The 17416-nt window shown below is 65.5% G+C and carries 14 protein-coding genes and 1 riboswitch; of the genes, 9 read left to right on the plus strand and 5 right to left on the minus strand.

What is annotated here, in order from left to right:
• Positions 1 to 57 precede the first annotated feature (57 nt).
• The gene (locus ACLFLU_RS01045; protein WP_426410533.1) at positions 58 to 513 is read left to right on the plus strand and encodes an SRPBCC family protein; all 456 of its coding nucleotides are present in this window, start codon (positions 58 to 60) and stop codon (positions 511 to 513) included.
• Between the two features lie 138 nt (positions 514 to 651).
• On the opposite strand, the gene ACLFLU_RS01050 is transcribed toward ACLFLU_RS01045, so the two are convergent.
• Positions 652 to 1821, minus strand: coding sequence for a DNA topoisomerase IB (locus ACLFLU_RS01050; protein WP_426410534.1), 1170 nt, complete (start codon positions 1819 to 1821; stop codon positions 652 to 654).
• Positions 1822 to 2221: 400 nt separating this feature from the next.
• On the opposite strand from ACLFLU_RS01050, the gene acs reads away from it, so the two are divergent.
• Positions 2222 to 4168: an acetate--CoA ligase gene (gene acs / locus ACLFLU_RS01055; protein ID WP_426410535.1), complete on the plus strand. Its 1947-nt coding sequence runs from the start codon at positions 2222 to 2224 to the stop codon at positions 4166 to 4168.
• Between the two features lie 419 nt (positions 4169 to 4587).
• Complete coding sequence (locus ACLFLU_RS01060) at positions 4588 to 5103, plus strand: L,D-transpeptidase (RefSeq protein WP_426410536.1); 516 nt, start codon at positions 4588 to 4590, stop codon at positions 5101 to 5103.
• A 55-nt stretch (positions 5104 to 5158) separates the two neighbouring features.
• Here ACLFLU_RS01060 and ACLFLU_RS01065 read toward each other — a convergent pair whose 3' ends face one another.
• Positions 5159 to 5749: a thermonuclease family protein gene (locus ACLFLU_RS01065; protein WP_426410537.1), complete on the minus strand. Its 591-nt coding sequence runs from the start codon at positions 5747 to 5749 to the stop codon at positions 5159 to 5161.
• A gap of 42 nt (positions 5750 to 5791) precedes the next feature.
• Entirely contained in the window at positions 5792 to 6001 is a 210-nt protein-coding gene (locus ACLFLU_RS01070; RefSeq protein ID WP_426410538.1) for a DUF1674 domain-containing protein, read from the minus strand.
• A 188-nt stretch (positions 6002 to 6189) separates the two neighbouring features.
• Between ACLFLU_RS01070 and ACLFLU_RS01075 the strand changes: the two genes are divergently transcribed.
• The 3 genes from ACLFLU_RS01075 (at position 6190) to purH (ending at position 11171) form a co-directional block, all read left to right on the plus strand.
• A complete protein-coding gene (locus tag ACLFLU_RS01075) occupies positions 6190 to 7536 on the plus strand; it encodes an RsmB/NOP family class I SAM-dependent RNA methyltransferase (protein WP_426410539.1) in 1347 nt (448 codons plus the stop codon).
• A 157-nt stretch (positions 7537 to 7693) separates the two neighbouring features.
• Positions 7694 to 9412, plus strand: a complete 1719-nt coding sequence (locus ACLFLU_RS01080) for a heparinase II/III family protein (RefSeq protein ID WP_426414188.1) — start codon at positions 7694 to 7696, stop codon at positions 9410 to 9412.
• A 59-nt stretch (positions 9413 to 9471) separates the two neighbouring features.
• Positions 9472 to 9553: riboswitch (ZMP/ZTP riboswitch) on the plus strand.
• A 25-nt stretch (positions 9554 to 9578) separates the two neighbouring features.
• Positions 9579 to 11171 carry a bifunctional phosphoribosylaminoimidazolecarboxamide formyltransferase/IMP cyclohydrolase gene (gene purH, locus ACLFLU_RS01085; protein WP_426410540.1) on the plus strand — a complete coding sequence of 531 codons (1593 nt, stop codon included), beginning with the start codon at positions 9579 to 9581 and terminating at the stop codon, positions 11169 to 11171.
• A gap of 102 nt (positions 11172 to 11273) precedes the next feature.
• Here the strand turns inward: purH and ACLFLU_RS01090 are convergent, their stop codons facing one another.
• Positions 11274 to 12659 carry an MFS transporter gene (locus ACLFLU_RS01090; RefSeq protein WP_426410541.1) on the minus strand — a complete coding sequence of 462 codons (1386 nt, stop codon included), beginning with the start codon at positions 12657 to 12659 and terminating at the stop codon, positions 11274 to 11276.
• Positions 12660 to 12762: 103 nt separating this feature from the next.
• Between ACLFLU_RS01090 and ggt the strand changes: the two genes are divergently transcribed.
• Positions 12763 to 14511, plus strand: coding sequence for a gamma-glutamyltransferase (ggt, locus tag ACLFLU_RS01095; protein WP_426410542.1), 1749 nt, complete (start codon positions 12763 to 12765; stop codon positions 14509 to 14511).
• Positions 14512 to 14608: 97 nt separating this feature from the next.
• Positions 14609 to 15904 (plus strand): MFS transporter, encoded by a 1296-nt coding sequence (locus ACLFLU_RS01100; RefSeq protein ID WP_426410543.1) that lies wholly within the window; start codon positions 14609 to 14611, stop codon positions 15902 to 15904.
• Positions 15905 to 15931: 27 nt separating this feature from the next.
• Here ACLFLU_RS01100 and ACLFLU_RS01105 read toward each other — a convergent pair whose 3' ends face one another.
• On the minus strand, positions 15932 to 16597 hold the full coding sequence (locus ACLFLU_RS01105; protein WP_426410544.1) for a glutathione S-transferase family protein: 666 nt from the start codon (positions 16595 to 16597) through the stop codon (positions 15932 to 15934).
• A 148-nt stretch (positions 16598 to 16745) separates the two neighbouring features.
• Between ACLFLU_RS01105 and ACLFLU_RS01110 the strand changes: the two genes are divergently transcribed.
• Positions 16746 to 17342, plus strand: a complete 597-nt coding sequence (locus ACLFLU_RS01110; RefSeq protein ID WP_426410545.1) for a DUF2239 family protein — start codon at positions 16746 to 16748, stop codon at positions 17340 to 17342.
• The last annotated feature ends 74 nt before the right edge of the window (positions 17343 to 17416 follow it).

Raw genomic sequence — 17416 nt, forward strand, 5'->3', positions numbered from 1 at the left:
CTTGACGGGGTGCTTTGGCGCCGCCATGTGCCAAGTTCACCTCAGGGATGATCGCCGATGACCGAGCAGTTCGTATTACGACGCGAGACCCAGATCGCAGCCCCGCGCGCCACCGTCTTCGCCTATTTGACGGATCCTGAGAAAATTCTGAGCTGGATGGGCTCGGATGCGACCACCGAGCCGCATCCCGGCGGACTCTATCTGCTCAAAGGCATCGGTCCACGTGCCAGCGTCGCCCGCGGCGCTTTCCGCGAGGTCGTGCCGGTGCATCGTCTGGCCTACACGTTCGGCTGGGAGGGCGGTCAAGAAGTGCCGCCCGGCTCGAGCCTGATCGAGATCGATTTGATCGAACGCGATGGTGGCACGCTGATGCGCATGACACATAGCGGGTTGCCGACTGAGGAACAGATGGCCGCGCACGCGAAGGGGTGGGCGCATTATCTGGAGAGATTGACCATCGCAGCCGCCGGCAACGATCCCGGTCCGGATAAGGGTATCTCTGACAAGATGTAGCTCTCGTAGGGTGGGCAAGGCGACCTGTCCGCCGTAGCTCGAAGAGCGAAGGCGGAAGCGTGCCCACGCATTTTTGCGACCGAGAGAGACGGTGGGCACGGCGCAAGCGCGCCTTTGCCCACCCTACGGAACCGCCGCTTAGACAGCCGCAGTCGCGACGACCTGCTGCAAAAGCTGCTCGCGCCTCGCCTGCGAGCGCTGGCCCTTCATCGTCGCGGCGAAGCGCTCCAGGATGCCGTCCTCGAAGGCGGTGACGATGGTGTCGTGGACATAGCTCTTACGGCAGATCGCCGGCGTGTTGGAGAGCTTGTCGGCCGCGGCGCGGATCGCGTCCAGCACCTGCTTCTTGCGGCCACGCTGGCTGGTCGCGGGCGTGATCCGCGACAGCGATTCCACGACGACGGCCGAGGCCATCAGCGTGCGAAAATCCTTCAGCGAAATCTTGATGCCGGCGATCTCGCGCAGGAACGCATTCACCTGCGTGGTGCTGACCGCGCGCACGATGCCGTAGGCATCGCGATACTGGAACATGCGCTTGCCGGGAACGCCGTTGAGGATGCCGATGGCGCGCACCAGCTTGGCCGCGTCGCACTCCTTGCGCACGGCCTTGCCGCCCTTCGCCTTGAAGGTCAGCACGAAGCTGTCGTCTTCCAGCGTGACGTTGGACTTCAGCATCGTGGTGGCACCGCGGGTGCCGTTGAGGCGGGCATAGGACTCGTTGCCGGGGCGAATCGCGGTGCGCGCGATCAGCTCGATCACCGCCGACAGCGCGAATTCGCGGGTCGGCTCGTCGCCCGACAGGAACGCCGACACCTTACGCCGGATCTTTGGCAGCGCGCCGACGAGCTTTTCCAGGCGATGCGCCTTGCGGTGCTCGCGGACCTTCTCCCAATCGGCGTGATAGCGGTATTGCAGCCGGCCCGCGGCATCGCGACCCACCGCCTGAAGATGCGTGCTCGGATCGGCCGAGTAGCGCACCTCGCGGTAGGCCGGCGGCACCGCCATGGCGTGGAGCCGGCGGATGGTGCGGGCGTCGCGGATATGGGCGCCGTTGGAGCGGACGAAGGAATAGCCCTTGCCGCGACGGATGCGGCGAATGGTCAGCTCGTTCTGATCGCCGAGCCGCAGGCCGAGCTCCTTGGCCAGCGCCTCGACCGTCGCCGCGGGCGCCGAATCGAACACTTTTTTGGGGCTGAGGCGGGTGGAACCGGCCGATTTCGGCCACTGTCCGAGGGCTTTGGCGAGCGCAATGGCAGCAGGATCGGCCGAAGCGGGCCGCATCGTCCCGAGATTCTGCTGATCCATCATAGTCTTAAGCCTTAGCCTGTCTGCTACCGGTCAATGCCGCTGTTCTGATTATTGTTCCAAGGGGTCTCTTTGGGACCCGGGTTGGCCATTTAGGGTGTTCCGAACGGCATTGCGAGTCCCGAATCAGTGAAGGGCGGTTCCTAAATACCGCCTGCGACGCATGGGCGCTCTGTGCAGGGCTATTCCGGGGATTTGGGTCAAGAGCCGAAAAGCTCTCCCCGGCCCGTTTCAGATTTGCGACAGCCGGCTTTGGCCGCTTGATTCTCCGCATGGCCGGCCGCTCACCGAAGGTCCAGCTTGTGCTCCTTGTCGGGTCCGGTTAGCCCGACGCATAATCGGTTCAACGATCAAGTCGGCTTGCGCATCGCCAGCGTTTGGCTTGCCGTATGTGGAGAGAAACATGTCCGAGAAGATTTACGACGTCCCCGCGGAATGGGCCAAGCGCGCCTGGGTCGACCAGGCCAAGTACAAGGACATGTACGCCCGCTCGATCGCGGACCCGAACGCCTTCTGGGCCGAGCAGGCCAAGCGCATCGACTGGATGCACGCGCCGACCAAGATCGAGAACGTCTCCTTCGCGCCCGGCAACATCTCGATCAAATGGTTCGAGGACGGCATCCTCAACGTCGCCCATAATTGCATCGACCGCCACCTGCACAAGCGCGCCAACCAGACCGCGATCATCTGGGAAGGCGACGATCCCTCGCAGTCCAAGCACATCACCTACAAGGAGCTGCACGACGAGGTCTGCCGGATGGCCAACATCCTGCGCACCCGCAACGTCAAGAAGGGCGATCGCGTCACCATCTATCTGCCGATGATTCCGGAAGCCGCCTACGCGATGCTGGCCTGCGCGCGGATTGGCGCGATCCACTCGGTGGTGTTCGCCGGCTTCTCGCCGGACTCACTCGCCCAGCGCATCAACGACTGCCAGTCCAAGGTCATCATTACCGCGGATGAAGGCCTGCGCGGCGGCAAGAAGGTGCCGCTGAAGGCCAATGTCGACGCGGCGCTCGCCAAGGCCGACGGCGTCGACTGGGTCGTCGTGGTCAAGCGCACTGGCGGCACGGTCGAAATGAATCCCTCGCGCGATCTCTGGTACCACGACGCCGCCAAGATGGTGACGACCGAATGCCCGGCCGAGCACATGCACGCCGAGGACCCGCTGTTCATCCTCTACACTTCGGGCTCGACCGGCCAGCCCAAGGGCGTGCTGCACACCTCGGGCGGCTATCTCGTGTTCGCGTCGATGACGCATCAATACGTCTTCGACTATCACGACGGCGATATCTACTGGTGCACCGCCGACGTCGGCTGGGTCACGGGCCACAGCTACATTCTCTACGGGCCGCTCGCCAACGGCGCGACCACGCTGATGTTCGAAGGCGTGCCGAATTACCCGGATAATTCGCGATTCTGGAACGTCATCGACAAGCACAAGGTCAACATCTTCTACACCGCACCGACCGCGATCCGCGCGCTGATGCAGTCGGGCGACGAGCCCGTGAAGAAGACCTCGCGCGCGAGCTTGCGCCTGCTCGGCTCGGTCGGCGAGCCCATCAATCCAGAAGCCTGGGAGTGGTATTACCGCGTCGTCGGCGACGACCGCTGCCCGATCGTCGACACCTGGTGGCAGACCGAGACCGGCGGCATTCTGATCACGCCGCTGCCGGGCGCAACCAAACTCAAGCCGGGCTCGGCGACACAGCCGTTCTTCGGCGTGGCGCCTGAGATCGTCGACGCCGACGGCAAGGTGCTGGACGGCGAGACATCGGGCAATCTCTGCCTGACCCGTTCATGGCCGGGCCAGATGCGCACCGTCTATGGCGATCACGCCCGCTTCGAGCAGACCTATTTCTCGACCTACAAGGGCAAATACTTCACCGGCGACGGCTGCCGGCGCGACGCCGACGGCTATTACTGGATCACCGGCCGCGTCGACGACGTCATCAACGTCTCCGGCCATCGCATGGGCACGGCGGAAGTCGAGAGCGCGCTGGTCGCGCATGAGAAGGTGTCGGAAGCCGCCGTGGTCGGTTACCCGCACGACATCAAGGGCCAGGGCATCTACGCTTATGTGACGCTGATGGCCGGCGTCGAGCCGAGCGACGAATTGCGCAAGGAACTCGTCACCTGGGTGCGTAAGGAAATCGGCCCGATCGCCGCACCTGACCAGATCCAGTTCTCGCCCGGCCTGCCCAAGACCCGCTCGGGCAAGATCATGCGCCGCATCCTGCGCAAGATCGCCGAGGACGAGCCGGGCAGCTTGGGCGACACCTCGACCCTCGCCGATCCCGCCGTGGTCGACGATCTCGTGAAGAACCGGCAGAACAAGAAGACGGCCTAAGCACGCTCCAGTGCCCCAGACGCAGCGCAGCGCCACCTGGCGGTGCGCTGCAGAGCCGGGGCCCATCTATCCACGCAGAAGGGCTGGGTCTCGGCTCTGCGGAGCAGCGTTGCGCGCTGCACCGCGTCCGGGACATGAGACCGCATCCCGCGCAAGCGCCCCCTGAAACAACCCCCGTTCACACCCTCACGCGTTTGTCAGGGCGGGCGCCGGCGCGGCCGTATCTTTCCCGCCAAGTGTTGTTTTCAAGTCATTTACTTTATTTCGAACTTTTCCTTTGTTCCCCCTGCTGGCTCGCCCTTGGCGGCCGCGCGTGGAAACCATCCGGTTAACAGGCGCGGTCAAGAATGTCTGGGCAGGCCGGCTATTGCCGGTTTTGCGTAAATTTGGACGATCCGTTCGGGGTAAGGGGAAAATTGATGTCGATGAAGATTGCACTGGCGCTGGCCGCCACCATCGGGGCTGGGATCTTGATGTCGACGGCGGCAGAGGCGCGGCCGGAAATGGTGGGGACGCACGTCGCCAACTATTCGCCCGGCACCATCGTGGTCAAAACCAGCGAGCGCCGGCTCTATCTCATTCTCGATGACGGCCACGCCGTGCGCTATCCGGTCGGCGTCGGCAAATCCGGCAAGCAGTGGGCCGGTACCACCCGCATCGACGGCAAGTACCGCAATCCGGCCTGGTCGCCGCCCGCCGAGGTGAAGCGCGACAAGCCGCAGCTTCCCGACGTCATCCCGGGTGGCTCGCCGCGCAACCCGATGGGCGTTGCGGCGATGACACTGGCCGGCGGTGAATATGCCATCCACGGCACCAACGTGCCGGGCTCGGTCGGCGGCTTCGTCTCCTATGGCTGCATCCGCATGCTCAACGACGATATCACCGATCTCTACAGCCGCGTCTCCGTCGGCACGACGGTGGTCGTGGCGCGCTGATCGTTGCAACCAGAACAGAGATTGAAAGAGCCGCGTTTCGACGCGGCTTTTTTTGTTACCAGAAACGCCAGCCGCGCGCGCACCAGCCGTCGCGATGACCGCCATTGTAGCTGCGCGCGAAACCGCCCGCGAGCATCGCCGCCGAGACGTTGGCGGTCCGTTTGGTCGCGACATCGGCGAGAACGCGCCCGTATTTCTCCGAGCCGAGATTGTAGAGGGTGACGCCGCCCTGTCCGAGCAGATTGCGCAGCGCCCCGGTGGCCGCTTCCGCCTTGTCCAGCTCGTCCCGACAGGACGCCTTCATCTCGGGCGCATCGATGCCGCGCAGACGAACCCTTGCGACGAGATCGCGCCCGTCGCGTTGATGCACGCGCGCAAGAAAGGTGTCGCCGTCGATCGTGCGGATGACGTCGATCGGCAGGTAGCTGTCGGGATTGCCGGACTGCTGCAGGATGATCTCGGCGTCCTGCGTGCGTTCGTCAGCCGGATGCGGAACGGGCCAGTTCGTCCCGTGCCGGAAGGCGAGCACCACCGCCACTACGATTCCGACCACGAACATCCACGGCAACAGCCCGGAGAAACGGCGGCCGAATGGCGAGCCGTTGTACGAAGACCGGTAGGAATGACTGGGGTCGAAGCGCGACATCCGCGCACGCTAGGGCTGAGTCGGCAACGCGGGCAAGAGAGCCTAGAAGTCCGAGGCGATGCCTTTGCGTTCCCAGTCGCCGTAGCGTGTGGGCTCGGGTCCCTTCGGCCCCTGCAATTCCTTCGGCGCCGCCCTGGCATCGTCTTTGGCGTGCGCCGCCGCTGCCCGGCGGCGCGCCTCAGCTTCGGCAAGCGCGCGTTGGGCTGCCGGCGGCAAGGTCTTGCGGTCGCGAGCGGGCGGCTGGTCGTTCATCGTCCGGGGTCCTAGCTCGGAATCGCGACATGCGCGACGTCCAATTACGCATTGCAGAAATGGCCGCGACGGGCTGAAATCGCCAGAGGCCATTCTTACATTTGGCATATTCGCATGCCACAGCTGGTGTTCTTAAGGCATGCGCCCATATCGGCGGAACTGCCGCTCGCTCAGAACCTTACTTCCGCATGCCATCTCAACGTTTTGCCCCTCCATCCGAAGTGCCCGGTCTTGCGGCGCGGCGGATCGCTGCCGACATCGTCGACGGCGTATTGCACAAGCACCGCACGCTCGATGACCAGCTCGACGGCTCCGGCGCCCATCCCGGACTGAAGACGCTCGCCGATCGCGACCGCGCGCTGATGCGGCGGCTGGTCGCGACCATCCTGCGTCGCCTCGGCACGCTCGGCCATGTGCTGTCGCGCCTGCTCGACAAAGGCATTCCCTCCGACGCACCGCGCGCGCAGAGCGCGCTCCTGATCGGCGCCGCCCAGATCCTCTGGATGGACGTGCCCGATCACGCCGCGGTCGATCTCTCGGTTCGCCTGGTGCAATCCGACCGGCGCGCCGCGCGCTATGCCGGCCTCGTCAACGCCGTGCTGCGCCGCTGCGCGCGCGAAGGCCAGGCGCTGGTCGAGGAGGTCGCCACGCAATCGCTGGACCTGCCGCCCTGGTTGCTGGCGCGCTGGAGCGCGCATTACGGCGAGGCGACCGCACGGGACATGGCGCTCGCGCTCGGCCACGAACCGTCGCTCGATCTCACCGTGAAGTCCGACGCCGCACAATGGGCGAGCCGGCTGCATGGCGAAGTGCTGCCGACCGGATCGGTGCGCACGCTGCTGCACGGCGCGGTGACGATGCTGCCCGGCTTCACCGACGGACAATGGTGGGTGCAGGACGCCGCCGCCGCGCTGCCGGTCCGGCTGTTCGGCGACATCAAAGGTAAATCGATTGCCGATCTCTGTGCTGCGCCCGGCGGCAAGACCGCGCAGCTGGTGCAGGCCGGCGCGCATGTCACGGCAATCGACCGCTCACCCGCCCGGGTTGCGCGCCTGCGTGAGAACCTCAACCGGCTGTCGCTCCAGGCCGAGACTGTCGTCGCCGACGCCGTGGAATGGGCGGGCCCGGTGGATGGCCTCGATGGAATCCTGATCGATGCGCCCTGCACCTCGACGGGGACGATCCGTCGGCACCCCGATGTTGCGTGGCTGCGCCAGGAGTCGGACGTTGCTGCGATGACCGTTCTCCAGCAGCGGCTACTGCGCAAATCCGTCTCGCTGCTCAAGCCCGGCGGGATGCTGGTCTACTGCACCTGTTCGCTGGAACCCGAAGAAGGCGAGCAGGCCGTCGCCACGCTGCTGGCCGCAGAGCCTGCGCTCCGCCGCGTGCCGATCGAGGCCAGCGAGGTCTTCGGGCTCGGCGAGATCATCACCCCCGAGGGCGATCTCCGGACCCTGCCGAGCCACCTGCCGCATGTCGACCCGAAGCTCGGCGGGCTCGACGGATTTTTCGCGGCCCGGCTCGTTAAATCCTGATTTTGCACCGGTTTTTCCCGAAGCGACCCTGATTCGGGGTCTTTCAAGGTGGTGTCCGCGGTCCGATTTTGGGATTAATAAGGATTCGTCGGAATCCTCTCCCCCTTCAAGGCAAGGCGTGTCGGTCGCTAAACGCAGACGTATCTCGACGCTGGTGATGAACCGCTTCGCGCGGAACATGCTCGCGCGCGCGAGCGGCGGCTCCGTTGCGCTGTCGCGGGTCTGGCCCGGCCGCACCGATCGGCTGATCATCGCGCCGCATGATCTGCGCACCGCGGATGCGACGCGCGCCGCCGAGATCTATGCCGGGCGCTTCGTGTTCGCCGGCAAGATCGTCAACTGCCACGGCCGCTCGATCTTCGATCTCGATCCGCCCTCGGAGGATTGGGAGGTCGCGCTGCTCGGCTTCGGTTGGCTGCGGCATCTGCGCGCCGCCGACACCGCGCTGACCCGAGCGAATGCGCGTGCGCTGGTCGAGGACTGGATCAGCAACCCCGCCAACAAGCGCCGGCCCGTCGCCCGCCGCGCGGATGTGCTGGCGCGGCGCGTGATCTCGCTGCTGTCGCAGGCGCCGCTAGTGCTCAACGACACCGACAACAAATTCTACCGCCGTTACTTGCGCGCACTCGCGCGCGAGATCCGCTTCCTGCGCTTCACCATGGTCAACATTCCTGACGGGGTGCCGAAGCTCCAGGTGCAGATCGCGCTGTGCTACACAACGCTCTGCCTCGCCAACCAGGCCCGTCACATCCGCAGCGCGTCGAAAAAGCTCTCCGACGAATTGCAGCGGCAGATTCTCCCCGACGGCGGCCACATCTCGCGCAACCCGGGCGCGCTGATCGAGCTGCTGATCGACCTGTTGCCGCTGCGGCAGACCTTTGCCGCGCGCAACATCGCGCCGCCACCGGCGCTGCTCAATGCGATCGACCGCATGATGCCGATGCTGCGCTTCTTCCGGCATGGCGACGGTAATTTCGCCCTGTTCAACGGCATGAGCGCGACGCCGTCGGATCTGCTGGCTACGCTGCTCGCCTATGACGACGCCCATGGCGCGCCGATGGCGAACATGCCGCACACCGGCTTCCAGCGCCTCGATGCCGGCCCGACCACGCTGATCATCGACACCGGCCCGCCGCCGCCGCCTGGCGTCAGCCACGACGCGCATGCCGGCTGCCTGTCGTTCGAGCTATCCTCCGGCATCAGCCGCATCGTCACCAATTGCGGCATGCCGACTACGGGCCGCGACAATTGGCGGCCGTTCGCGCGCGGCACCGCGGCGCATTCGACGCTGACTTATCACGAGACGTCGTCCTGCCAGTTCGTCGAGATGTCGGCGATGAAGCGGCTGCTGCACGGCGCTCCGATCACCAGCGGCCCCCATGAGGTCGAGAGCTATCGCGAAATCGTGCAGGAGGGCACGCTGCTCACGACCTCGCATGACGGCTATCTCGCCAAGTTCGGCGTGGTCCATCGCCGCGTGTTGATGATGGCCAATGACGGCGCGCGGATCGACGGCGAAGACACACTGTCGCCGCCGCAGGGCGCGCGCCTCAAGGGCGCCGATGCCGATTTCGCGCTGCGCTTCCATCTGCATCCCGCCGTGAAGGCGAGCCGGCTGTCGGATGCCCGCGGCGTCATGCTGGTGCTGCCGAACCGCGACGTCTGGACCTTCGAGGCGCTCGACGACAAGGTCGATCTCGAGGACAGCGTGTTCCTGGCCGGCAATGATGGCCCCCGCCGCACCGCGCAGATCGTGATCCGCCAAGACGCCCGCCAGGCGCCCTCGATCCGCTGGAGTTTTGTCCGCTCCACCGCCTCGCCGGCGGTCACCAATGCCCGCCGCAACGCGCGGCGAGAGCCGGAACTTCCGCTGTAAAGAGCTGCGATTCGGCCCTATCTGATCGTTGTGAATGGCCTTGAAAACTGCTATCGAGCGCTCGTTCGCGCGACTGGCGACCTTGGATGGAGCACCATCGGGAAGCGCGACACATATCCGCCGCGCGCCTGGGCATAGACACTCCTTAAGACAGAGGATCTTGCTCATGACTGACCATCCCCGCCGCGTCACCCGCGCCCTGCTCTCCGTCTCCGACAAAACCGGCCTGATCGAATTCGCCAAGGCGCTTGCCGCACATGATGTCGAGCTGGTCTCGACCGGCGGCACTGCGAAAGCGATCGCCGCCGCCGGCCTCAAGGTGAAGGACGTCTCCGACCTCACCGGCTTCCCCGAGATGATGGACGGCCGCGTCAAGACGCTGCATCCGAAGGTGCATGGCGGCCTGCTCGCGATCCGCGACAACAAGGAGCACGCCGAAGCAATGAAGGCGCACGGGATCGCGCCGATCGACCTCCTCGTCGTCAACCTCTATCCGTTCGAGGCGACCGTCGACAAAGGCGCGGGCTTCGAGGATTGCATCGAGAACATCGATATCGGTGGCCCCGCGATGATCCGCGCCGCCGCCAAGAACCATGACGACGTCGCCGTCGTGGTCGAGGCAGACGATTACAAGGCCGTGCTCGACGAGCTCGCCGCCAACAAGGGCGCGACCACGCTGAAGCTGCGCCGGCGCCTTGCCGCGAAGGCCTATGCGCGCACCGCAGCCTATGACGCTGCGATCTCGAACTGGTTCAACCGCCAGCTCGAAATCGATGCGCCCGATTTCCGGGCCTTCGGCGGCAAATTGATTCAGTCGCTACGCTACGGCGAGAACCCGCACCAGACCGCGGCGTTCTATGCGACGCCCGACAAGCGACCGGGCGTCTCGACCGCGCGGCAGCTGCAAGGCAAGGAGCTCTCCTACAACAACATCAACGACACCGACGCCGCCTATGAGTGCATCGGCGAGTTCGACACCAAGCGCACCGCGGCCTGCGTCATCGTCAAGCACGCCAACCCCTGCGGCGTTGCCGAAGGCGCGAACCTCGTCGACGCCTATCGCAAGGCGCTCGCTTGCGATTCCACCTCGGCCTTCGGCGGTATCATCGCGATGAACCGCGCGCTCGACGCCGACACCGCGCGCGAGATCACGAAAATCTTCACCGAGGTGATCATCGCACCCGACGCCAGCGAGGAAGCGATCGCCATCATCGGCGCGCGCAAGAACCTTCGTCTGTTGCTCGCCGGCGGCCTGCCGGACCCGCGCGCACCGGGCCTCACCGCCAAGACCGTGGCCGGTGGCCTGCTCGTACAGAGCCGCGACAACGCTGTTGTCGACGACATGACCTTCAAGGTCGTGACCAAGCGTGCGCCGACCGATGCCGAGATGCGCGACCTCAAATTCGCGTTCCGGGTCGCAAAACACGTCAAGTCGAACACCATCATCTACGCCAAGGATCTCGCCACCGTCGGTATCGGCGCAGGCCAGATGAGCCGCGTGGATTCAGCGCGGATCGCCGCTCGCAAGGCGCAGGATGCGGCCAATGAGCTGAAGCTCGCGGAGCCGCTGACCAAGGGTTCGGTCGTGGCGTCGGATGCATTCTTCCCGTTCGCCGACGGCATGCTCGCCTGCATCGAAGCCGGCGCCACCGCCGTGGTGCAGCCCGGCGGCTCGATGCGCGATGACGAGGTGATCAAGGCCGCCGACGAGCACGGCATCGCCATGGTGTTCACCGGCACGCGGCATTTCAGGCACTAAGCCTCACCACATGCGTAGCCCGGATGGAGCGTAGCGAAATCCGGGTTTCGCAACTCAGCGGCAGTGGTCCCGGGTTGCGCTGCGCTCCATCCGGGCTACGAGCTACTCCCGCACCCGCATCAGCAGCGCGAACCCTGTGACGAAAAACACGACCAGCACGGCCATACCAGCCTTCTGGCTGGCGGTTGCCGCGGTGATCACGCCGATCAGCAGCGGTCCGATGAAGGACGTCACCTTCCCGGTCAGCGCGAACAGACCAAAATACTGCGCGATGCGATCCTTCGGCGCGAGGCGGATCAGGAGCGTGCGTGACGCCGCCTGAAGCGGACCGCCAGCCGCGCCGATCAGGCAGCCCAGCACGATGTAGGCGCGCTCCGCGGCGGCAGCGAACATCGGGCCGCCGGGCTGGGGCGGTGCGACCTTGACGAACAGCACGCTGTCCTTGTCGACGAGCAGGATCGCGGCAACCGCGAGCAGCAGGATCAGCATGCTGCCGGCGATGACGCGCTTCGGACCGAGGAAATCGTCGAGCTTGCCACCCAGCCACGCACCGAATGTGCCGGCGATGGCGAGGATGATTCCAAACGTGCCGATCTGGATCGTGTGCCAGCCGAAGGTGCCTGCGGCATAGATGCCGCCGAACGCGAACAGCGACACCAGGCCGTCCGTGTAGATCATGTTGGCGAGCAGAAATGCCGCGAGCGATTTCTGTTGCGGCAAATCCTTCAGCGACCGCTTCAGGTCAGCCAAGCCTTCATGCAGCGCCTCGCGCACCGGACGCTTCGCCGGATAATCCGGCGTGAACAAGAACATCGGCGTCACGAAGATGATGAACCACAGCCCGGTCAACGGTCCCGCCGCACGATCGCCTTCATGGGTGGCGGGATCGAGCCCGAACAGCGGCGAGAAGCCGAGCAGCGTACGGCCGGTCTCAGGATTGGCGGCGAGGAAGCCGAGCACGATGATGAGGCTGACAATGCCGCCGATGTAGCCCGTGGCCCAGCCGGTGCCGGAGAGACGGCCGATGCGCTCCGGCGGCACCAGGGTCGGCATCATCGCGTTGTTGAAGACGGTGGCGAACTCCGCGCCGACGCTCGCAAGCGCGACCGCGATCAGCAGCGGTGGAATGATGGCGTGATCGCCGGGCTTGCCGATCCACAGCGCGCAGGACGCCAGCACGAGCACCGCGCCGAACGCAGCGATCCACGGCTTGCGGCGGCCCGAGGCATCCGCGATGGCACCAAGCACGGGTGACAACAGCGCGATCGCCATGCCAGCTGCTGCCATCGCAAAACCCCAGAGCGACTGGCCCGTGGCGGGATCTGGCGCGATGCTGGTGGCGAAATAAGGCGCGAACACGAAGGTCGTGATCAGCGTGAAATAAGGCTGAGCGGCCCAATCGAAGAAGATCCAGCTGACGACAGCGGCGCGCGGCGGATAGGTCCGCGAGGCGCCGCCCATGCACGCCCCCGGGGCAATCGTCGTCATCACGCTGTCCTCATCACAAACAGTTTTGCCTCTCTTAGCGCAATCCGTATAGCATTATAGCAACGCGTTTGAACTGGCCTGAAGGCCCCGCGGAAATATGATAATGGCGGCATTTTCGACACGGCGGACTTTTTTCGCACTCATCGCCACTCTGGCGTTTGGTCTTGCATCGGCCACCGCGCAGGATGCGCGGCGGGCCTATGTCCCGCCGGCGCTCGACACCGTGCACGCGATCCCCGCCGAGCACGGCATGGTGGTGGCGCAAGAGAAGATATCTGCGCGGGTCGGCGCCGACATCCTGCGACGTGGCGGCAATGCCGTCGACGCGGCCGTCGCGACTGGCTTTGCGATGGCGGTGACCTATCCGCGTGCCGGCAATATCGGCGGCGGCGGCTTCATGGTGATCCATTCCGCCGAGCGCAATAAAGACATCGCGATCGACTATCGCGAGACCGCGCCGGCGGCGACCACGGCGCAGATATTCCTTGGAGCCGACGGCAAGCCTGATCCCGCCAAGTCGCGCGATTCCGGACTTGGCATCGGCGTGCCCGGCACGGTCGCCGGCCTGGCGCTCGCACTCGAGAAATATGGCTCGGGCAAGTTCACGCTGGCGCAATTGCTCGAGCCTGCGATCGGGCTCGCGCGCGACGGATTTATCGTCACCGACGACATCGCCGACACCCTGCCGGGCTGGTACCCGCGGCTCGCACGCTGGCCGTCCTCGGCTAAAATTTTCGCAAAGCCCGACGGCACGCCGTTTGGCGAAGGCGACAGGCTGGTGCAGAGCGATCTCGCCGACACACTGGCGAATGTCGCATCGCAAGGGCCGCGCGGCTTTTACGAGGGTCCGGTGGCGGAGAAGCTCGCCAAGGCCGTGTCCGACGCCGGCGGCATCATGACCCCGGCTGATCTGAAGACCTATCAGGCCGTGATCCGTTCACCGGTGCGCGGCACCTATCGCGGCTATGACATCGTCTCGATGCCGCTGCCATCGTCCGGCGGCGTCGTGCTGGTGGAATCGCTCAACATTCTCGAAGGCTTTGAGCTCGCCGATTTGAAGCAGGGCTCACCGGCATCGCTGCATCTGCTGATCGAGGCCATGAAGCGCGGCTATGCGGATCGTGCGCGCTATCTCGGCGATCCCGCCTTCGTCAAGGCACCGATCGAAACGCTTACGGCGAAGACCTATGCGGCCGAACTGCGGGCGAATATCGCGACTGATCGCGCGACGCCGTCGAAAGAGATCGTTTCCGCCGCGCCCGCGCCGCCCGAAGGCAGCAACACCACGCATTTCTCCGTCGTCGACAGCAGCGGCAACGCCGTCAGCAACACCTATACGCTGAACTTCAGCTACGGCGTTGGCCTCGTTGCCGATGGCACCGGCGTGCTGCTCAACAACGAGCTCGACGATTTCACCGCTGCCGTCGGCGCCTCCAATGCCTATGGCCTCGTCGGCTATGAGCCCAATCTGCCCGGGCCCGGCAAGCGGCCGCTGTCCTCGATGTCACCGACAATCGTGCTGAAGGACGGCAAGCCGGTGCTGGTGACCGGCTCGCCCGGCGGCAGCCGCATCATCTCGACCGTGCTCCAGGTGATCGTGAACGTGCTCGACTACAAGATGGACGTGGCGGCCGCGGTGGCTGCGCCGCGGCTGCATCATCAATGGCTGCCGGACGAGGTGCGCGTCGAGCGCGGCTTTTCCGACGATGTGCTGTTCGAGTTGAAAGCGATGGACCATCTCATCGTCGAGCCGATGGGACAGACCTCGGCCAACTCGATTCTCGTGACGCCGAACGGACCGCTTGGCGCGCCCGATCCGCGTACGCGCGGAGCGGAAGCCGCAGGACAGTAACTTGGCCGCTGCATTGCACGATGGCGCGCTCCGGCTTGCGCTGGCTGCCGCGCGTGCTACCACCGTCGGACACAAGAAAATTGCCGGGGGAACGCACATGAGCACAGCCGATTCATCGCAGCGCATCGAACGCGCCGAGATCGAAGACACCAGCCTTCTCGCCTTCTATCGCGACATGAATGCGCCGGAGCGGCGCACGTTCTGGGCCTGCGCGTCGGGCTGGGCGCTCGACGGCATGGACTTCATGATCTACCCGCTGGTGATCGGCACCATCATCGCGCTGTGGAAGGTCGATGCGGCCTCGGCCGGTCTTGCCGGCACGGTGACGCTGCTGGCCTCCGCCATCGGCGGCTGGCTCGGCGGCTATCTCTCCGACCACATCGGCCGGGTCAGGACACTCCAGATCACCATCATCTGGTTCTCGTTCTTCTCGCTGGTCTGCGCGGTCGTGCAGAATTTCGAGCAGCTGTTGATCGCACGCGCCGTGCTTGGTCTCGGCTTCGGCGGCGAATGGGCCGCGGGCGCCGTGCTGATGGGCGAGGCGATCCGGCCGCAATATCGCGGACGCGCGGTCGGCTCGGTGCAATCGGGCTGGGCGGTCGGCTGGGGCCTCGCCGTGCTGTCGCAGGCGATCCTGTTCTCTGCTCTGCCGGCGGAGACGGCGTGGCGCTGGATGTTCGTGATCGGCGCGCTGCCGGCGCTGCTGGTGTTCTATATCCGCCGCTCCGTCACCGAACCCGAGATCGCTGCCGAGGCACGCGCGAAGCAAGCCGCGAGCGGCGACCGCCCTGCGCTCTGGGAGATCTTTTCGGGCCCTATTCTGAAGACTACGATTCTCGCGTCACTCGCCGCAACTGGCTGTCAGGGCGGCTACTACGCCATCACGTTCTGGGTGCCGCAGTTTCTGACCAAGGAGCGGCATCTGTCGATCGTCGGCTCGACCGGCTATCTCTCGACGCTGATCATCGGCTCCTTCATCGGCTATCTCGTCGGCGCCTGGCTCGCCGACCGGATCGGACGGCGCAACCTGTTCCTGATCTTCTCGATCGGCGCGATGGCGATCGTGCTGCTGTACACGCAGCTGCCGCTTACCAACGAGATCCTGTGGGTGCTTGGATTCCCGCTCGGTTTCTTCGCCTCGGGCTATTTCTCCGGCATTGGCGCGTTTCTGACCGAGCTCTATCCGACGCGACTGCGCGGCTCCGGCCAGGGCTTCTGCTACAATTTCGGCCGTGGCATCGGCGCGCTGTTCCCGTTCCTCGTCGGCGCGCTGTCGGCGTCGACATCGCTTGCCAATGCGATCGCGATCTTCGCGGTGGTGGCTTACGCGCTGTTCTTCATCGCCGCCTTCGCGCTGCCGGAGACGCGCGGGCGCGTACTGCACGCGGACTGACAAGTCCTCGCGGGGCGGTGAGGGGACTTACCGCCCCACCTGGTACGGCCCACCCCTCTCGAGGGCACGCGCATAGGCCGGCCGCGCGTGAATGCGCTCCAGAAATGCCATCGCCTTCGGATGGCCCTGCTCGAGCCCGCCGCGCGCTTGCGCTGCTTCAAGCGGAAAGCTCATCTGGATATCGGCCGCGGTAAACTCGCTGCCGGCGAACCATTCGCTCTTGCCCAGTTCGCCTTCCCAATAATCCATGTGCTGCTTGAGCTGCGGATTGACCAGCGCGGTGAGCGCCTGGTTCGAGACCTTGCGCACCAGCGGGCGAAGCAGCGCCGGCGCGCGCTTCGGCATCAGCGTGAACAGCAGCTTCAGCAGCAACGGCGACATCGCGGACCCTTCCGCATAGTGCAGCCAATAGGTAAAGCGCAGCCGTTCCGGCGTGTTCGGCGGCGGGATCAGCCGGCCATTGCCGTAGGTCGCGATGAGATATTCGATGATCGCACCGGACTCGGCGATGGTGTTGCCGTTGTCGGTGATGACGGGCGACTTGCCGAGCGGATGGATCGCGCGCAGCTCTTTCGGCGCACGCATGTCGGGCTGGCGCTGATAGCGCACGATCTCGTAGGGCACGCCCAACTCCTCGAGCAGCCACAGCACCCGCTGCGAACGCGAATTATTGAGGTGGTGGACGGTCAGCATCGCGAGATCCTCAGGGCTGGGCGTGGTCGGTCGGCCGCGTAGGTGCCAGCCCGGGACCGCAATGTCGAGCCATCCGGATGGATATTTTCACCCGGGTATATTGACGTTGGCAATTTACCCGGATATTAAGGTGGCCCACGTCTTCAATATGGCAATGATTTCAATGCAGAAAACTTTCACCGCCTTCCAGGGGCCGCGTCGCCTGGTGTCCGGGCCGGCGGGAGAGGTCGCGCTGGTCGTCAAGCGGGTGGCGCCACGGCCGGACGAGCCCATCATCATCTTCGAGGACGCCACGGGCCGATCGATCGACTTCGATTTGCGCGGCGGCGACCGCGAGGTGCTGGCGCGCCTGGCGAAGCTGATCCCGCCGCCAGTTGAGGAGACCGCTCGACCAACCGAACCGCGCGGCCGCGGCCGGCCGAAACTCGGCGTGGTCGCGCGCGAGGTGACGCTGCTGCCGCGACACTGGGAGTGGCTCGGCGCGCAGCCGGGCGGCGCTTCGGTCGCGTTGCGAAAACTCGTCGACGAGGCGCGGCGCGCGAGCGGCGACAAGGATCGCGAGCGGCAGGCGCGCGATGCGGCCTATCACTTCATGTCGACCATGGCCGGCAATCTGGCGCAGTTCGAGGAAGCTTCGCGTGCGCTGTTTGCAGATGACCGGCGGCGCTTCACCGGACTGATCGCCGACTGGCCGGCCGACATCCGCGACCACATCGTCAAGCTCGCCTATAGCGACCGCGCGTAAACCGCGCGCCGCTCTCCAACAACCCCATCGACGGCCAAGCCGCACGTGCGTCGCGCGGCAACGGCTTTGCACGC

The organism is Bradyrhizobium ganzhouense, from assembly GCF_049949285.1.
In the GTDB taxonomy this organism is placed as follows: domain Bacteria; phylum Pseudomonadota; class Alphaproteobacteria; order Rhizobiales; family Xanthobacteraceae; genus Bradyrhizobium; species Bradyrhizobium ganzhouense.

Coding starts and splice junctions, on each gene's coding strand:
- ACLFLU_RS01045 (WP_426410533.1), top strand. CDS start 58: ATGACCGAGCAGTTCGTATTACGACGCGAGACCCAGATCGCAGCCCCG.
- ACLFLU_RS01110 (WP_426410545.1), top strand. CDS start 16,746: ATGGCAATGATTTCAATGCAGAAAACTTTCACCGCCTTCCAGGGGCCG.
- ACLFLU_RS01090 (WP_426410541.1), bottom strand. CDS start 12,659: ATGACGACGATTGCCCCGGGGGCGTGCATGGGCGGCGCCTCGCGGACC.
- acs (WP_426410535.1), top strand. CDS start 2,222: ATGTCCGAGAAGATTTACGACGTCCCCGCGGAATGGGCCAAGCGCGCC.
- ACLFLU_RS01080 (WP_426414188.1), top strand. CDS start 7,694: ATGAACCGCTTCGCGCGGAACATGCTCGCGCGCGCGAGCGGCGGCTCC.
- ggt (WP_426410542.1), top strand. CDS start 12,763: ATGGCGGCATTTTCGACACGGCGGACTTTTTTCGCACTCATCGCCACT.
- ACLFLU_RS01075 (WP_426410539.1), top strand. CDS start 6,190: ATGCCATCTCAACGTTTTGCCCCTCCATCCGAAGTGCCCGGTCTTGCG.
- ACLFLU_RS01065 (WP_426410537.1), bottom strand. CDS start 5,749: ATGTCGCGCTTCGACCCCAGTCATTCCTACCGGTCTTCGTACAACGGC.
- ACLFLU_RS01050 (WP_426410534.1), bottom strand. CDS start 1,821: ATGATGGATCAGCAGAATCTCGGGACGATGCGGCCCGCTTCGGCCGAT.
- ACLFLU_RS01105 (WP_426410544.1), bottom strand. CDS start 16,597: ATGCTGACCGTCCACCACCTCAATAATTCGCGTTCGCAGCGGGTGCTG.
- ACLFLU_RS01100 (WP_426410543.1), top strand. CDS start 14,609: ATGAGCACAGCCGATTCATCGCAGCGCATCGAACGCGCCGAGATCGAA.
- purH (WP_426410540.1), top strand. CDS start 9,579: ATGACTGACCATCCCCGCCGCGTCACCCGCGCCCTGCTCTCCGTCTCC.
- ACLFLU_RS01060 (WP_426410536.1), top strand. CDS start 4,588: ATGTCGATGAAGATTGCACTGGCGCTGGCCGCCACCATCGGGGCTGGG.
- ACLFLU_RS01070 (WP_426410538.1), bottom strand. CDS start 6,001: ATGAACGACCAGCCGCCCGCTCGCGACCGCAAGACCTTGCCGCCGGCA.